17 protein-coding genes are annotated in these 16,201 nt (G+C 67.9%); 8 read left to right on the forward strand and 9 right to left on the reverse strand.

Annotated features, from left to right (window positions below; translation table 11 throughout):
- Positions 1–18 precede the first annotated feature (18 nt).
- On the reverse strand, positions 19–708 hold the full coding sequence (locus ACWIBS_RS08045; protein WP_376130217.1) for an ABC transporter ATP-binding protein: 690 nt from the start codon (positions 706–708) through the stop codon (positions 19–21).
- Positions 705–1,820 carry an ATP-binding cassette domain-containing protein gene (locus ACWIBS_RS08050; RefSeq protein WP_376130214.1) on the reverse strand — a complete coding sequence of 372 codons (1,116 nt, stop codon included), beginning with the start codon at positions 1,818–1,820 and terminating at the stop codon, positions 705–707. Before ACWIBS_RS08050 ends, ACWIBS_RS08045 begins: the two co-directional genes overlap by 4 nt.
- Here ACWIBS_RS08050 and ACWIBS_RS08055 point away from each other — a divergent pair.
- On the forward strand, positions 1,752–2,093 hold the full coding sequence (locus tag ACWIBS_RS08055; RefSeq protein ID WP_454136904.1) for an FCD domain-containing protein: 342 nt from the start codon (positions 1,752–1,754) through the stop codon (positions 2,091–2,093). The two genes, ACWIBS_RS08050 and ACWIBS_RS08055, sit on opposite strands and share 69 nt — an antisense overlap.
- A 90-nt stretch (positions 2,094–2,183) precedes the next feature.
- On the opposite strand, the gene ACWIBS_RS08060 is transcribed toward ACWIBS_RS08055, so the two are convergent.
- Genes ACWIBS_RS08060 through ACWIBS_RS08070 form a run of 3 tightly spaced genes read right to left on the reverse strand, consistent with a single transcriptional unit; the run spans position 2,184 to position 5,397 of the window.
- Positions 2,184–3,110: a glycine betaine ABC transporter substrate-binding protein gene (locus tag ACWIBS_RS08060; RefSeq protein ID WP_376129290.1), complete on the reverse strand. Its 927-nt coding sequence runs from the start codon at positions 3,108–3,110 to the stop codon at positions 2,184–2,186.
- A gap of 44 nt (positions 3,111–3,154) precedes the next feature.
- Positions 3,155–4,087 carry an ABC transporter permease gene (locus ACWIBS_RS08065; protein ID WP_376129292.1) on the reverse strand — a complete coding sequence of 311 codons (933 nt, stop codon included), beginning with the start codon at positions 4,085–4,087 and terminating at the stop codon, positions 3,155–3,157.
- The gene (locus ACWIBS_RS08070; protein WP_376129294.1) at positions 4,087–5,397 is read right to left on the reverse strand and encodes a quaternary amine ABC transporter ATP-binding protein; all 1,311 of its coding nucleotides are present in this window, start codon (positions 5,395–5,397) and stop codon (positions 4,087–4,089) included. The genes ACWIBS_RS08065 and ACWIBS_RS08070 overlap by 1 nt, the downstream gene beginning before the upstream one ends.
- A gap of 336 nt (positions 5,398–5,733) precedes the next feature.
- On the opposite strand from ACWIBS_RS08070, the gene ACWIBS_RS08075 reads away from it, so the two are divergent.
- The 3 genes from ACWIBS_RS08075 to ACWIBS_RS08085 are packed head-to-tail and all read left to right on the forward strand — an operon-like array spanning position 5,734 to position 7,723.
- Positions 5,734–6,120 (forward strand): GntR family transcriptional regulator, encoded by a 387-nt coding sequence (locus tag ACWIBS_RS08075; protein ID WP_376129296.1) that lies wholly within the window; start codon positions 5,734–5,736, stop codon positions 6,118–6,120.
- The gene (locus ACWIBS_RS08080) at positions 6,117–7,031 is read left to right on the forward strand and encodes an ABC transporter ATP-binding protein (RefSeq protein WP_376129298.1); all 915 of its coding nucleotides are present in this window, start codon (positions 6,117–6,119) and stop codon (positions 7,029–7,031) included. Before ACWIBS_RS08075 ends, ACWIBS_RS08080 begins: the two co-directional genes overlap by 4 nt.
- Positions 7,028–7,723, forward strand: a complete 696-nt coding sequence (locus ACWIBS_RS08085) for a hypothetical protein (protein WP_376129300.1) — start codon at positions 7,028–7,030, stop codon at positions 7,721–7,723. Before ACWIBS_RS08080 ends, ACWIBS_RS08085 begins: the two co-directional genes overlap by 4 nt.
- Positions 7,724–7,753: 30 nt before the next feature.
- Here the strand turns inward: ACWIBS_RS08085 and ACWIBS_RS08090 are convergent, their stop codons facing one another.
- A complete protein-coding gene (locus ACWIBS_RS08090; RefSeq protein ID WP_376129302.1) occupies positions 7,754–8,050 on the reverse strand; it encodes a chorismate mutase in 297 nt (98 codons plus the stop codon).
- 50 nt (positions 8,051–8,100) lie between these two features.
- On the opposite strand from ACWIBS_RS08090, the gene ACWIBS_RS08095 reads away from it, so the two are divergent.
- Complete coding sequence (locus tag ACWIBS_RS08095; protein ID WP_376129303.1) at positions 8,101–9,288, forward strand: AI-2E family transporter; 1,188 nt, start codon at positions 8,101–8,103, stop codon at positions 9,286–9,288.
- Between the two features lie 270 nt (positions 9,289–9,558).
- Here the strand turns inward: ACWIBS_RS08095 and ACWIBS_RS08100 are convergent, their stop codons facing one another.
- On the reverse strand, positions 9,559–10,734 hold the full coding sequence (locus ACWIBS_RS08100; protein WP_376129305.1) for a lactonase family protein: 1,176 nt from the start codon (positions 10,732–10,734) through the stop codon (positions 9,559–9,561).
- 79 nt (positions 10,735–10,813) lie between these two features.
- Positions 10,814–12,100: an adenylosuccinate synthase gene (locus ACWIBS_RS08105; protein ID WP_376129307.1), complete on the reverse strand. Its 1,287-nt coding sequence runs from the start codon at positions 12,098–12,100 to the stop codon at positions 10,814–10,816.
- 77 nt (positions 12,101–12,177) lie between these two features.
- Here ACWIBS_RS08105 and ACWIBS_RS08110 point away from each other — a divergent pair, with 77 nt between their 5' ends.
- Complete coding sequence (locus ACWIBS_RS08110; RefSeq protein WP_376129308.1) at positions 12,178–12,915, forward strand: Pr6Pr family membrane protein; 738 nt, start codon at positions 12,178–12,180, stop codon at positions 12,913–12,915.
- Positions 12,916–12,954: 39 nt separating this feature from the next.
- Positions 12,955–13,626, forward strand: a complete 672-nt coding sequence (locus ACWIBS_RS08115) for a peptidylprolyl isomerase (protein ID WP_376129310.1) — start codon at positions 12,955–12,957, stop codon at positions 13,624–13,626.
- A gap of 42 nt (positions 13,627–13,668) precedes the next feature.
- Here ACWIBS_RS08115 and ACWIBS_RS08120 read toward each other — a convergent pair whose 3' ends face one another.
- On the reverse strand, positions 13,669–14,613 hold the full coding sequence (locus ACWIBS_RS08120; protein WP_376129312.1) for a DUF1254 domain-containing protein: 945 nt from the start codon (positions 14,611–14,613) through the stop codon (positions 13,669–13,671).
- A gap of 76 nt (positions 14,614–14,689) precedes the next feature.
- On the opposite strand from ACWIBS_RS08120, the gene argG reads away from it, so the two are divergent.
- Positions 14,690–16,132, forward strand: coding sequence for an argininosuccinate synthase (gene argG, locus ACWIBS_RS08125; RefSeq protein WP_376129314.1), 1,443 nt, complete (start codon positions 14,690–14,692; stop codon positions 16,130–16,132).
- Positions 16,133–16,201: the final 69 nt, after the last annotated feature.

The raw sequence follows: 16,201 nt of genomic DNA on the forward strand, positions 1-16,201 counted from the left end.
CACCGCAGTCGAGGTCGGTCAGCCGAGATAGGCCTCCCGCAGCAGCGACGAGTCCTCGAGCAGTGCGGCCGGCGTTCCGTTGTAGGTCACTCGCCCGCCGGTCACGACCACCGCGTGGCTTGCCACGCCCAGTGCCAGGTGGGCGAACTGCTCGATGAGGAGCACGCCCACTCCCGTCTGCGCGATCTGCTGAATCGTGGGCAGGAGCCTCAAGAACACGACGGGGGCGAGACCGAGAGACATCTCGTCGAGCAGGAGGTACTTCGGCTTCGCGGCGAACGCGCGCGCGAGCACGACCATCTGCTGCTCACCGCCGGAGAGCAGCACCGTCGCATTGTCGAGCCGCTTCTCGAGCTCCGGGAAGAGCGCGAGCGACTCGTCGAGATCGACTTTCGTGCGGGCGGTGAGCTTCAGGTTCTCCCGCACGGTCAACGAGGGGAAGATCATGCGCCCCTGTTCGACGTGATTGATGCCCAACCGCGCGCGACCACGTCGCGACAGCTTGCGCACGTCGTGCACATCGTCCATCGTGATGCGCCCGTTGACCGTCGTCACGACACCGGAGATGGCCTCCAGCAGGCTCGTCTTGCCCGCGCCATTCGGCCCGACGATGGTCGTGATCTCGCCCGGGACGATTTCGAGCGATACGTCCGAGATGACCGGTCCCACGCCGCGTCGAACCGTGACTTCCTCGAGAACGAGGCTCATGACAGCATCTCCGTTTCCCCCATGTACGCCGTGAGCACGGCAGGGTCGGACAGAACCGCCGCCTGCTCACCCGCGGCGAGCACCTCACCGAAATTCAGAACGACGAGGTTGGTGCACACGCTCCGCACGAGATCCAGGTCGTGCTCGACGATGAGCAGAGTCACGCCGAAGCGGTCGGGGACGGCACGCAGCCGGTCCGCGAACGCGAGGTGCTCTTCGTGCGACAGTCCCGCGGCGGGTTCGTCGAGCAGGAGGACTTTCGGCTTGGCCGCGATGTTCGCCGCGACTTCGATGAGCCGTCTCGTGCCGACATCCACGATCTGCAACGGCGTCGCCGGGTCGGGGCAGCCGAAGAACTCGAGGGCCTCATCGATCTCATCGTCCGCGGATCGGCGTGCGATGAATCGCGCGTAGGCACCGACCGACATCGTGGTCGGCACGCGGTCTTGTTGGAACGTGCGGCGCAGCCCGGCGCGAGAGATCTGGTGCGGCGCACGGCTCCCGAGCCCGATCCCCTCGAGTGTCACGCTTCCCTCGTGCTGCGGCAGAAACCCGCTGAGCGCATCGATGAACGTGGACTTCCCGGCCCCGTTCGGGCCGATCAGTCCCAGGATCTCGCCGCGGCGGATCTGCACATCGACATCGGAGAGCGCGCGCACGGCGCCGAAGCTGACCGTGAGGCCTCGCACGTCGAGCAGGACATCCTCGTGCGGCCGCGGCACCGGTGCATCCAAGGGTGTCAGCGAAGCGAGCGACGACCCCGAGCGCAATCCGGCACGACGACGTCGACGTCGCATGATCGCGTTGCGGATGTCGTTTCCGATGTTCGAGTTCGTCGCGAGCGCATAGATCCCGAGCAGCGCGAACGCGATGTTCGACCACTCCAACGGGATCTTGAACTGCTTGAGGATCTCGGGAACGAGCACGAAGAGGATGCCGCCGACCAGCGCCATGTCCAGGAGGTGTGCGCCCACCGCGATCGCGAGCACGTACATCCCGAGCGAGTTCAAGGTCTGGAACGTGATGTAGTTCGCCGTCGTCACCTGTCCGACGATGAGTCCGCCGGCGATGCCGCCGATGAACGCGCTCACCGCCTCAATCGCCGGTTCCATTCGATTCTGTTCGCACCGTGTCCCAACGACCAGATCCTCGAACTCGTCCACCGCGGCGGGACGCGACTGTCGGGATTGCGCGGCTCGACGTTCGCCTTCGTGCCCGATCGCGCCTTGCAGTCGGTCCAGGAGCATTGCGACATGCTCGAGATGCTGCGCAGTGATGTCGACCCGGTGACGATCGAACTCGCCGCCCGAAATCACCGGTGGCGAACGAAGGATGCACTGCTGCGCGAGCGCAGCACAGGGCCCGCGCCTCTGGAACCGGTGTGACGCGGCATCGGGCAGCGGCATCCGTCGCCCCGGTCCCGCGTGACGCAGAACGGCCCCGGCGCGAGCGCCGGGGCCGTTCTGCGTGGGATATCAGTCCGTGATGATCGTCTCGAAGGCGTCGGGGTTCTGCTCGAGCCATGCGACGATCGCCTCGCGCTCCTGGCCCTCGCCGTACTCGTTCACGACGAGGTCTTCGAGCGAGTTGTACTCGGCGTCATCGAGCTGGATGCCGGCGATGTAGTCGGCGGCCTCGGAGCAGCGCTCCGAGAAGCCCTCCGTGCCGAGGAAGTGCAGGGCCTCGGGGTCGCCCATGGCGCCCTTCGGGTCTTCGAGGTCCTTGATGTCGAACGCGTCGTTGGCCCAGAACGGACGCCATAGCGTCACGACGATGTCCTCCTGCGCATCGATCTTGCTGCCGAGCTCGGTGAGCATGGCCGCGGTCGACGACGTCAGCAGCTCGTACTCGCTGTCGAGGCCGTAGGCGGGCATCATCTCCTCCTGCGTCTGACGCGTGAGGCCGGCACCCGGCTCGATGCCGTAGATCGTGCCGTTGAAGCGGTCGGCGTTGCCGACGAGGTCTTCGATCGAGTCGATGTCCATGTAGGTCGGCACCGCGAGCGTGAGCTTGGCGTTGTCGTAGTACGCACCGAGGTCTTCGATGCTGTCGCCGTACTCGTCCATGTACGACGCGTGGGTCAGCTCGGGCCACGCCGAGGGGTAGATGTCGACGTCGCCGTTGGCGAGGCCGGTGTACAGCGGGCCCGCCTCGGTGAGGGTGTTCATCTCGACCGTGTAGCCGAGCTTCTCGAGCTGGTTCTCAAGCAGGTACGCGGTGCTCAGGCCGTCCGTCCATCCGGGCAGGAAGCCGAGGGTGATCGTGCTGCATTCGTCGGCAGCGCCCGCGCCGGCGTCGCCGCCGTCGGCTCCATTGTCGCCGTTGTCGGTGCTGCAGCCGGCGAGCACGAGGCTCGTTGCGGCGCCCAGCGCCAGGAGTGCTGTGATGTTGCGCTTTTTCATGTGATCTCTTTCTTTCCGTATACGTTCATGCGTTCCGTATGTGCTCACGAGACGGTTGCAGGGATCGTCTCGATCGCGGGTGCCTCTGTCGAGGCCTTCTGCCGCGCCTCGCGGCGTCGGGCGAGAATGCCCAGCAGCGAGGTGCGGTAGTCATTGGGGTTGCCCAGTGCCGCCGTGACGCGGTCGAGGAAGATCGCGACGAAGACGACGCTGAGCCCTGCCTCGACGCCCTGGGGCACGTTGAGTGTGGATACCGCCGCCACGACCTCTTTACCGAGGCCGTCCGCGCCGGCGATGCCGGCGATGACGACCATCGACAGCGCGAGCATGATGACCTGATTGACGCCGGCCATGATGGTCGGCATCGCGAGGGGCAACTGGATGCCGCGCAGGATCTGCCCCGGCTTCGCGCCGAACGCGTACCCCGCCTCGACGGTCTCGGAATCGACGCCGCGGATGCCGAGCTCGGTCAAGCGCACACCGGCCGGAAGCGCGAAGATGACCGTCGCGACCATGCCGGGCACGATGCCGATGCTGAAGAAGACGATCGCCGGGATCAGGTACACGAAGGCCGGCATCGTCTGCATGAAGTCGAGGACCGGTTTGATGATCGTGCTCACGGTGACGTTGCGCGCGGCCCAGATTCCCAGCGGCACGGCGATCGCCACGGCCACGAGCGTCGCGACGAGCACGAGGGCCAGCGTCTGCATCGAAGCGACCCACATGTTCATGCCGACGATCAGCACGAAGGTGATCACGGTGCCCACGGCCAGCTGCCACGAGCGGACGAGCCACCCGATCAGGGCGAAGATGAGGATCGCGAGCGGAATCGGCGTCGCGATCAGCACATCGGTGAGCGACGTGACGAGCCAGCGCGTGACGTCGGCGACGCCGTCGAGAAGCCACTCGAGGTTCGCCTTGATCCAGTCGATGACGGCTTTCGCCCAGCTGCCGATCGGAATGCGGAACCCATCCATCAGCGCACCCCCTCGCCGTCGCCGGCCCCTCGGGCGACGGCGTCGGCCGCGTCCAGGACCGCGTCGATCTCGGCCTGCGGCACAGGGGGAAGCGGCAGGGCGATCTCTTCCGTGGCGTTGGGCCCTGGTCCGAGTGCCGCGAGGAGCGTCACTCGCGGGATGACGCCGACGAGACGGCCTTCGGCGTCCGTCACGGCGAGCGGCAGCGGCGACTCGACCGCGGGGACGAACAGGTTCATCAGCGTCTCGTCTTCGCGAACGGTCTGCGGTGCGGGCTTGATGACCGAAGTGAGGGTCGTGGCGCCCTGCCGGACGAGCTTGACCGCGTCACGGTCGGAGACGACGCCGAGCAGACGACGGTCGCGGCCCACGACGTAGACGGCCGACATGTAGGCGTCGCGCATCTGCCGAAGGGCCGTGCGCGGACCCGCCGTGTCGGTGACGACCGGCCGGGAGCGCTCCATGACGTTCGCCGCCGTCAGCACGCGCGCACGGTCCACGTCCTGCACGAACTGCTCGACGTAATCGTTCGCGGGGTCGGTGAGGATGTCCTCGGGAGTGCCCGTCTGCACGATGCGGCCGTCGCGCATGACGGCGATCCGATCGCCCAGGAACATCGCCTCGTTGAGGTCGTGGGTGATGAAGACGATCGTCTTCTTGAGCTTCTGCTGCAGATCGAGCAGCTGCTCCTGCATCTCCCGACGAATGAGCGGGTCGAGCGCGCTGAAGGCTTCGTCCATGAGCAGGATGTCGGTGTCGGCGGCGAGCGCGCGAGCGATGCCGACGCGCTGCTTCATGCCTCCCGACAGCTCCGACGGCAGCTTGTCGCCCCATCCCGTGAGCCCGACCAGGGCGAGCATCTCGTCCGCCTTCGCGCGTCGCTCGGCCTTCGAGACGCCGCGCAGCTCGAGGGGGTACGCGACGTTCGCGGCGACGGTGCGGTGCGGAAGCAGCGCGAAGTGCTGGAAGACCATCGAGATCCGATCCCGGCGCAGCTCGCGCAGGCGATTCGCCGGGATGTCGGTGATGGGGTCGCCGTAGACCGAGATGGTTCCGGCGGTGGCGTCGTGCAGCCCGTTGAGCATGCGGATGATGGTGGACTTGCCCGATCCGGACAGTCCCATGATGACGAAGATCTCGCCCGGCGCGACGGCGAAGCCGGCATCGATGACGGCCGCGGTCCCGACATCGCTCACCTCGGCGCGGGTCTCACCGGCACGGAGCCGTTTGACGGCGTCCTTCGGGTTGCGTCCGAAGACTTTGTAGATGTTCCGCGCCTCGATGGCGGGAACGACTGGTGCTGTGGTCACGTGCTTGGCCTCGACCGCACCCGGCTTCGGTGCGGCATCGGTTACGCCCGGGTGACGATCCTGGGTGCGCCTGCCCTGAGATGAGAGTTCAGATGACTGCGCGCGGCGACACACATCGGGTCCGTCGCCTGGACCGCCGACCGTACGCCCCCCGCACCGGCTCCCCAGAAGGTGCGGCATGGCGGTCGCGGACTGGTCGTGCGTGGCCTCGGAAAGGCCCCGACCGACCCTAGTCCCCTCCACTGCGCGTTGCCAAACCCCGTGGGGCTTGACAAGCGCGCAGCATCCGTTGCATGGTTAGTTAGTCAAGTAAGTAACCAACTCAGTGAGGTCGATGTGATCGAAGACGGCAGAGCACTCTTCCTGCAGATCGCAGAGAGTGTCGAGGATTCGATCGTCGACGGCAGCCTGGCGGAAGAGAGCCGAGCGCCGTCGACGAACGAGCTGGCCGCGTTTTACCGCATCAACCCCGCGACAGCAGCGAAAGGGATCAACATGCTCGTCGACAAGGGGGTGCTCTACAAGCGCCGCGGCATCGGCATGTTCGTCGCCGGCGGGGCGCGCAACCTGCTCCTCTCGGAGCGACGCGCCACGTTCGCCGAGCGGTACCTCGATCCGCTCCTCGACGAGGCCCGCACGATCGGGCTCGACGCCGAGGACCTCGCCGCGCTGCTGCGCGACCGCGCCGCACGAACGACCACCACGGAAGGACCCGCACGATGACCCATGTGATCGAGGTGAAGAACCTCACCAAGCGCTATCGCGACACGCTGGCCGTCGACGACGTCAGCTTCACGATCGAGAAGGATCGGATCTACGGCCTCCTCGGCCGCAACGGTGCAGGCAAGACGACCGTCATGTCGATCCTCACGGCGCAGAACTTCGCCACGTCGGGTGATGTCCGCGTCTTCGGCGCGAACCCCTACGAGAACGCGCACGTCCTGCAGCGCATGTGTTTCGTGCGCGAGAGCCAGAAGTACCCGGATGATGCGACACCGCGTCACGCGTTCCGCGCGGCCCGCCTGTTCTTCCCGAACTGGAATCAGGAGCTCGCAGACCGCCTGATCGACGACTTCCAGCTGCCGCTGAAGAAGACGATCAAGAAGCTCTCGCGCGGCCAGCTGTCCGCCGTCGGCGTCGTGATCGGGCTCGCCGCCCGCGCCGAGATCACCTTCTTCGACGAGCCCTACCTCGGCCTCGACGCCGTCGCGCGTCAGATTTTCTACGATCGGCTGCTCGAGGACTACAGCGAACACCCGCGCACGATCATCCTCTCGAGCCACCTCATCGACGAAGTGTCCAACCTCATCGAGCGCGTGCTCGTGATCGATCGCGGCCGCATCGTGATGGACGAGGACACCGACTCGGTGCGCGACCGGGCGGCGAACATCGTCGGCGACTCGGCCGCTGTCGATGCCTTCGTCGATGGCCGTGAGGTGATCCACCGCGAGAGCCTCGGCCGCGTCTCGTCGGTGACCGTGCTCGGCGCGCTCAGCCAGGATGACCGCGCGCGCCTCACCGCAGCGGGCCTGGATGTCGCGCCCGTCTCACTGCAGCAGCTGATCGTGCGCACGACGCAGCACGCGCAGCAGAAGTCCGACCCGTCCGCCCTCGACGAAGGAGCCCTCCGATGAGCCGCACCCTCAATGTCGTCCGCATGCAGCTGGTGAACCGTCAGACCTACATCTGGGTTCCCGTGATCGTGCTGGTCGGCTCGCTGATCATCACCCTGGCGATCTACGGGATCATCTCCAGCGCCGGTGTCGACGGCGCCCTGTACGGGGGCGGGGCGCAGGCTCCGCTGTGGTACTTCGCCGTCGTCGGCGCGCAGGCGCTGACGCTGACCTTCCCGTTCTCGCAGGCGATGAGCGTCACGCGGCGGGAGTTCTACCTCGGCACCCTCCTCACGGCGGCGCTCACCTCGGCGATCCTCGCCCTCATCTTCGTGCTCGGCGGCCTGTTCGAGCAGGCCTCGAACGGCTGGGGCATGAACGGGTACTTCTTCTACCTGCCGTGGGTCTGGGAGGCCGGTCCGGCCGCTGCCGGTCTGTGCTTCTTCGCTCTCGCGATGCTGTTCTTCGTCGTGGGCTTCTGGGGCGCGACGATCTTCAAGCGGTTCGGCACGGCCGTCCTGACGATCGTCATCCTCGGAATCGCGCTGATCCTGGTCGGGCTCCTGTGGATCGTGAGCCAGCAGAACGCGTGGTCGGATCTCTTCTCGTGGATCATGACGACGGGCGCGCTCGGACTCACACTGTGGGGACTCGCACTGATCGTCCTTCTCTCGGGAACGTCCTACCTCACGCTGCGGCGCGCGACTCCATAGACACGGATGCCGCGTGGCGGCCGGCGGGCGTCAGCGCCCGTCGGCCGCTTCCGTGTGGTGGCGGATGACTTCGGCCACGACGAAGTTGAACCACTTCTCGGCGAACGCCGGATCGAGGTCGGCGTCTTCGGCCAGGCGACGCAGTCGCTCGAGCTGCTGCTCCTCGCGGGCGGGGTCGGAGGGCGGCATCCCGAACTCGGCCTTCAGCTGACCGACCTGCTTCGTGCACTTGAACCGCTCCGCGAGCAGGAAGATCAGCGCAGCGTCGACGTTGTCGATGCTGCTGCGCAGGCGCAGGAGGGTCGTCGTCGGGTCCTCGTCGGTCATGGGTCGAGATTACCCGTGCCACCCGACCGCTCGGCCCTAGAGTGTGACACATGACCGATGCTTCGGATGCCGCCACCCCACCACCCGCGTCACCGACGCCCGCAGGGTCGGTCGCAGCACCGCCCGCGGCAGATGTGCCGGCAGAGGCGATCCTCACCGCGTCCGGTGAGGCACCGGCGTCGCGCAGCTACTGGACGACACTCAACCGACCCTTCATCGCGGGGTTCTTCCTCGCTCTCGGCGCACTGGCGGCATTCGCCGTCGGGGTGGCTTTCACGAACCTCTCCACCGTCCTCATCTACATCGTGTTCGCGCTGTTCGCCGCACTCGGGCTCGACCCGATCGTGCGGTGGCTCGAGAAGCACTCGGTGAAGCGCTCGTGGGGCATCGTCATCGTCTACACGGGCTTCGCGATCCTCATGGCCGGAGTGCTGCTGCTCATCGTCCCGACCGTCATCCGGCAGATCGCGCAGTTCGTCAGTGACGTTCCGTCGCTCATCGCCGACTTCCAGAAGTCCGACTTCTACCACTCGCTGCAGGACAACTTCGGCGACCAGGTCGGCACGATCCTCAACCAGGTCCAGTCGTTCATCACCAACCCCTCCAACATCGCGACGATCGGCGGCGGGCTGCTGCAGGTCGGCGCCTCGATCGCCACGACGATCTCGGGCCTGGTGATCGTGCTCGTTCTGAGCCTGTATTTCCTCGCGTCGCTCCCGACGATGAAGAAGGCGTTCAACCGGGTCTTCGCCGCCCGCAACCGGCCGAAGGCCGCGGGCCTCACCGAGGAGATCACCGACTCGATCGGCGGATATCTGATGGGGATGGTGATCCTCGCGTTCTGCAACTCGATCCTCGCACTCGTCCTGCATCTCGTGCTGGGACTGCCGTTCCCCGCGCTGATGGCGGTCGTCGCCTTCTGCATCACGCTCATCCCGCTCGTGGGCTCGGTCCTCTACTGGGCGCTCGCGACGGTCATCGCCCTGTTCACGGGATGGCTGCCGGCGCTGCTGTTCGCGGCGATCTACCTCGTGTACATGCAGCTCGAGGCGTACGTCCTCACGCCGCGCGTCATGAACCGGACGATCTCGGTACCGGGCTCGCTCGTCGTGATCGGCGCGCTCGTCGGCGGCACTCTGCTCGGGCTGCTCGGTGCGCTCGTCGCCATCCCGGTGACCGCATCGATCCTGCTCATCATCAAGCAGATCCTGATCCCCCGGCAGGACGCAAAGTTGTAGCGAGTCGGGTCAATGCTGCGCAGCAGCGTTGAGGCGACTCGCTACAAGATCGAGTAGCGGCCGCAGGCCGCGTATCGAGATCTCCTCCGCCGGCCGCAGGCCGCGTATCGAGATCCCCCGCGCCGGCCGCAGGCCGCGTATCGAGATCCCCCGCGCATCTCGATACGCGCCTGCGGCGCTACTCGATGACCGCGAGCGCGCCTGCGGCGCTACTCGATGACCGCGAGCGCGCCACCGTCGTCACGCGGAGACCCAAAGCTCAGCGACTGTTCAGCCGGCGATCGGGAGGATGCACGTGGGGCTGGGCGCCGCGGTGCGGTGACGTGCGCGGCCCGGCACGCCCGTGCGCGTGTCCAGGGTGAGCGAGGCGACGTCGTTCGAGCGCTCCCCGGCGACGAGCAGCGTGTCCCGCACGACGAGGTGATGCCTCGGCCAGACGACTCCTGCTTCGACGAGCGCGACGGGATCGAGGGATTCGCCCGCGCCGCGCACGCGCAGCGTCGCGATCGTGTCGCTTCCCCGCACCCCGGCATAGAGGAATCCACCGTCGTGCGACATCGCGAGCTCGGCGCCCGTGTCGGTCTCGAGGGTCGGACCGAGCGGCGTTCCCGCCGCGATCCGCCAACGGCCGCGACCCTGCGCGAGCGAGGGGTCCCACGCCAACACGTACACCTCGTTCGACAGTTCGGTGTTGACGTACAGGTGACCGCTCGGATGCCAGACGGCGTGACGCGGTCCGCTCCCCCGCGGCAGTTCGACCTGCTGCGTCGGCACGAGCCGCGAACCGTCGGTCTGCCAGAACCGCACGAGGTCGAGCCCCAGGTCGGTCGTGGCGAACGCACCGCCCGGCAGCGACACGGCCTGGTGCGCGCGAGAAGGTCGGCCATCGGATGCCTCGCTCGTCGCATCCGCCTCGCGATCGTCGTACGCGGGCACCAGGTGAGCGAACTCCTCGCCGGCCGCCGCGCGCAGCGCCCGCCCCGCAGCGGCGAGATCAATGCCGTCGGGGTCCGCGTCGACGGTGGGGCCCGAGCCGACCGCCGGCGGCAGCACTCGCGGAGTGCCGGGCCGACCCGCGCCGTCGAGCGGGATGCGCACGACGCGCCCGTCGCCCCAGCAGCTCGCGAGAGCGAAGCGCGCATCGGGAGAGACAGCGAGGTGACACACGGCGTCTCCGGCCGCGACGGGCTCACCGAGCGGCGCGAACGTCGCGTCGCCCGTGCGCCGGAAGGCCTGCACGAGACCCCTGGTCTCCAGCGACGCGTAGACGACATCGAGGGTCGGGTGCGCGGTGACCCACGACGGCGAGGTCGTCGCGGCGACCTCGCCCGCGTATCCGAGCGACCCGCCCGCCAGGTGATCGTCGGCGGCGCCGGCGAGCAGCATCCCGATGCCGGTGGCAGAGCCGTCCTTGTCGGGTGAGTAGCCGCCGATGAGGAACCTCACGGGCGACCCTTCGACAAGCTCAGGGACCGGGGAGACGGCGTCAGGGACCGGGGAGGCAGGCGCAGGGGCCGGGGGGTCATCAGTCGACGAGGTCCTGACGCACGATGACGGCATCGCGCGCCGGACCCACGCCGATGACCGAGATGCGTGTGCCGCTCATCTTTTCGAGCGTGAGCACGTAGTCCTGGGCCTCGATCGGCAGGTCATCGAACGAACGGGCACCCGAGATGTCCTGCGACCAGCCGGGGAAGTACTCGAGGATCGGCGTCGCGTGGTGCACGTCGGATTGGTTGACCGGCATCTCATCGAACCGCTCGCCGTCGACGTCATAGGCGACGCAGACGGGGATGCGCTCGAGTCCCGTGAGGATGTCGAGCTTCGTCAGCACGAGGTCGGTGACCCCGTTGATGCGCACGGCGTAGCGGGTGATGGGCGCGTCGTACCAGCCGACGCGTCGCGGTCGGCCCGTCGTCGTGCCGAACTCGAAGCCGCGCGAACGCAGCCAGTCGCCCTGCTCGTCGAACAGCTCGGTCGGGAACGGACCTGAGCCGACACGGGTCGTGTAGGCCTTCACGATCCCGACGATCCGGTCCAGGCGGTTCGGGCCGACGCCCGATCCCGTCGCGGCGCCGCCCGCCGTCGCCGACGACGACGTCACGAAGGGATACGTGCCGTGGTCGACGTCGAGCATGGTCGCCTGGCCGCCCTCGAAGACGACGACCTCTCCGCGGTCGAGCGCATCGTTGAGCAGGAGCGACGTGTCGGCCACCATGGGCCTCACGCGATCCGCGTACGACAGCAGGTCGTCGACGACCTCGTCGACCGTGATGGCGCGGCGGTTGAACACCTTGACGAGCAGGTGGTTCTTCTGGTCGAGGGCACCCTCGACCTTCTGCCGCAGGATGTTCTCGTCGAAGAGGTCCTGTACGCGGATGCCCACGCGGTTGATCTTGTCGGCGTAGGTCGGACCGATCCCGCGCCCGGTCGTGCCGATCTGGCGCTTTCCGAGGAAGCGCTCGGTGACCTTGTCGAGCGTGCGGTGGTACTGCGTGATGATGTGCGCGTTGGCGCTCAGCCTGAGGCGCGACGTGTCGACGCCGCGAGCGCGCAGCGCCTCGAGCTCGGCGAAGAGCACCTCGAGGTCGACGACGACGCCGTTGCCGATGACGGCGTTGACACCGGGAGAGAGGATGCCCGATGGCAGCAGATGCAGCGCGTACTTCTCGTCGCCGATCACGACCGTGTGGCCGGCGTTGTTCCCGCCGTTGAACTTGACGACCCAGTCGGTGCGTTCTCCGAGCAGGTCGGTGGCCTTGCCCTTGCCCTCGTCTCCCCACTGGACTCCGACGATCACGATGCCTGGCATGGGCTACTCCCCCGTTATCGGACGGTGATGTCCCATCCTATCGACGGCACGGGACACGGCCCCGCTATGTTGAGCGGATGCTCCGCTCCTCCGCCTGGGTTCTGTCGTGGTCGCTCGTGCGGATCCTCGCCGCCGCGCTCGGCGTCGCGGCGATCGTCGCACAGCTGACTCGCACCGTCGCGCGGGCGAACGAGACGACGTCGGGTCACGCGGGGGATGTCCCGACCGTCGTCGCGAACTTCCTGAGCTACTTCACGATCGAATCGAACCTCATCGCGGCGATCGCACTCGCGATCGGCGGCATGTGGGCGTTGGGGAGGGGACGCGCCGCCGCCGCGGAACCGCGCTGGTTCGCGGTCCTGCTCGCGTGCGCCACGACCTACATGGTGATCACCGGCATCGTCTACAACACGCTCCTGCGTGGGGTCGCCCTCGACCAGGGCGTGACGGTCGCGTGGTCGAACGAGGTGCTCCACGTCGTCATCCCGATCGTGCTGCTGCTGGACCTCTTCCTGGCGCCGAAGCGGCGTGCACTCGCATGGAGCACCGTGTGGGCCGTTGCCGCTTTCCCGGTCGTCTGGGTCATCTACACCCTCGTTCGCGGGCCTCTCATCACGGCGCCCGCGACGGGCGACCCGTGGTGGTACCCCTATCCGTTCCTCGATCCGCACAATTTCGAGAACGGCTACGTCGGTGTGACGCTCTACATCATCGGCATCGCGATCGGAATCATGATCGTCGGGCTCGGCGTCGTGTGGATCGGGCGGCGGCGCGCACGCTCCCGAGAGGCGGGACCACGCGCGGCCGTCTCGTGATCGCACGCGGCCGCGGCCCCGTCCCCCTACGCTGGACGCGTGCGTAAACGTCTCATCGCTGTCCCCCTCCTCGCCCTCACGCTCGCGCTGCTCGCCGGCTGCTCGACTCCGGCTTCGCCCGGCGCGACGACCGAACCCTCCGCGCCCGCCCCCGCCGAGGCGCAGGGCTGCGAGTACGTCGAGAACTCCGGCGCCGTACGCGACGTGACGGCGCCGAATGCCGAACCCGCTGTCGCGGGCATCGTCGACGCCACCCTGCAGACCTCGGCGGGCGACATCCCGCTCACGCTCGACGCGGATCGCACGCCGTGCACCGTCGGAAGCTTCGTCTCGCTCGCGGAGCAGGGCTACTACGACGACTCGTCGTGCCACCGCCTCACGACGACGGGCATCTTCGTGCTGCAGTGCGGAGACCCCTCCGGCACCGGACGCGGCGGCCCCGGCTACAGCTACGCCGACGAGCTCGACGGCAGCGAGACCTATCCCGCCGGCACGATCGCCATGGCCAATGCGGGGCCCGACACGAACGGCTCGCAGTTCTTCCTCGTCTACGAGGACACGGCTCTGCCGCCGTCGTACACGGTCTTCGGCGAGCTCTCCCCCGAGGGACTCGAGGTCGTGCAGGCCGTCGCGGCAGCGGGCACGGCCGACGGGGCGCCGGATGGAGCGCCGGCCACGACCGTGACGATCACGGGCGTCACCCTCGGCTGATCGCCGCCGGATCGAGGAACGGCACCGGCTCGGTGACCTCGATCAGCGAGCCACGAGTTCCGGGAGCGTCCAGCTGCCGTCGACGAACGCTTCGCGGGGGCGATAGAGGCGCACCAGGAAGTTCCATCCGTCGGGCAGGGGGATGCTGTTGGGCTCCTCCGCCTCGCCGGGAGGCGTGAATCGTACGGTGATCGCTCCGTCTTCGTCGGGCACGCCCGTGACGGAGTTGACGGTGTACTTGCCCTCCGGATTGGGCTCGAAGTAGCCCGCGGCGTTGTAGACGGACACCGACCAGAACGCATCGACCGGGACGTCCCGCAGCACGAGGTCGTAGCGACCGACGGGGCGCTGCGGGTCGACGCCGATGTAGGACGCTTCGCTCGTGGGCAGCCCGCCCCAGCCGGCGGCCGCACCGATCAGGTGGCGGACGGCGTCGACCTCGTCCTCGGTGCCGAACATGCGGTCGAAGCCCTGGAGCCCCGCCGCCAGCTGCAGCAGCGCGCCGCGCGTCGCGGTGAACGAGGCGGTGTCGTAGTCCGGCAGCGTGAACGGACGCGACGAGCCCGCCGACAGCGAGATCTCGTCCTGCAGCGCGGCGACGGCGGCGACGTCATCGGGATCGAGGGGGTCGACGAGCGCGCGCACCGCGACGAGCACGTACTCGGCGTTCGGGGCGATGGCGGCGAGGTCATATGTGCCGGCGTCGTGCAGCGCGGCCCGCACGAAGTGCCCCTCATCGAGCACCATGACCGACAGGTAGCGACCCGCGGCATCCGGAATCTCCAGCGCTGCGCCGCCTGCCAGGTCCACGACGGCGAAGCTGTAGAGCGTGTCGCGATTGAGCCGCACGACGGTCTGCTGGTCGATGGGCGCCGGCTCGCGGTTGTGGCGGAACATGTTGACACCACCGGCATCGCGTTGGATGTCATGGAACATGCGTGCGGTCTCTGCGCGCACGAAGTTGTCGACGTTCACTCTGGTGCTCATGGCCCCTACTCTGCCGCAGACGAACGAACCTGCCCACGACACGGCGGGATCCTGGTTGCTCACTAGAATCAGAGACATGTCGAAGGTCCTTCAGTCCCTGCCCGTCGGCGAGCGCGTCGGCATCGCCTTCTCAGGAGGGCTCGACACGTCCGTCGCCGTCGCGTGGATGCGCGACAAGGGCGCCGTCCCCTGCACCTACACGGGTGACCTCGGCCAGCCCGACGAAGACGACATCGAGGCGATCCCCGGCCGGGCGCTCGAGTACGGCGCCGAGATCGCGCGGATCGTCGACTGCAAGACCGCACTCGTCGAAGAGGGCTTCGTCGCCCTCGCGTGCGGCGCGTTCCACATCCGCTCGGGCGGCAAGACCTACTTCAACACGACGCCGCTCGGTCGCGCCGTGACCGGGACGCTGCTCGTGCGCGCCATGAAAGAGGACGGCGTCGACATCTGGGGCGACGGGTCGACCTACAAGGGCAACGACATCGAGCGCTTCTACCGCTACGGCCTGCTCGCCAACCCCGCGCTGCGCATCTACAAGCCATGGCTCGACGCCGACTTCGTGACCGAGCTCGGCGGCCGGCAGGAGATGAGCGAATGGCTCGTCGAGCACGGGTTCCCGTACCGTGACTCCGCCGAGAAGGCGTACTCGACCGACGCCAACATCTGGGGTGCGACGCACGAGGCGAAGACCCTCGAGCACCTCGACGTGTCGCTCGAGACCGTCGAGCCCATCATGGGCGTGCGCTACTGGGACCCCGCCGTCGAGATCGAGACGGAAGACGTCACGGTCACCTTCGAGCAGGGGCGCCCTGTCGCACTCAACGGCGCGACCTACTCCGACCCCGTCGAACTCGTGCTCGAGGCGAACCGCATCGGCGGCCGCCACGGCCTCGGCATGAGCGACCAGATCGAGAACCGCGTCATCGAGGCGAAGTCGCGCGGCATCTACGAGGCCCCGGGCATGGCGCTGCTGTTCATCGCCTACGAGCGCCTGGTCAACAGCATCCTCAACGAGGACACCCTCGCGACGTACCACGAGCAGGGTCGCCGACTCGGCCGCCTCATGTACGAGGGCCGCTGGCTCGAGCCGCAGTCGCTCATGCTGCGCGAGTCGATCCAGAAGTGGGTCGGGTCGACCATCACGGGCACCGTGACGCTGCGCCTGCGCCGCGGCGACGACTGGACGATCCTCGACACGACCGCCCCGATGATGTCGTACGGACCCGAGAAGCTCTCGATGGAGCGCGTCGGCGACGCGGCGTTCGGCCCGACCGACCGCATCGGCCAGCTCACGATGCGCAACCTCGACATCGCCGACTCGCGCTCGCGGCTCGAGCAGTACGCCGGCATGGGCCTCATCGGCGGCGCGACCGGCGCCCTGGTGGGCCGCGTGCACGCCGGTGAAGCGGGCGAGATCACCGAGCACGTCGAAGAGCACGACGCCGCGAGCGAAGAGCTCGCCGACGCGACCGACGCGGTGTCGGAGGGCGCCGCGTTCGACTTCGGCACGGACTGACACCGAGACGGCGTCGATAACTCCGGAGGAATCACAGGGTCGGGTGCGCTGAGCACCACTTTGCACAAT

This window comes from Microbacterium sp. NPDC055442 (assembly GCF_053644215.1).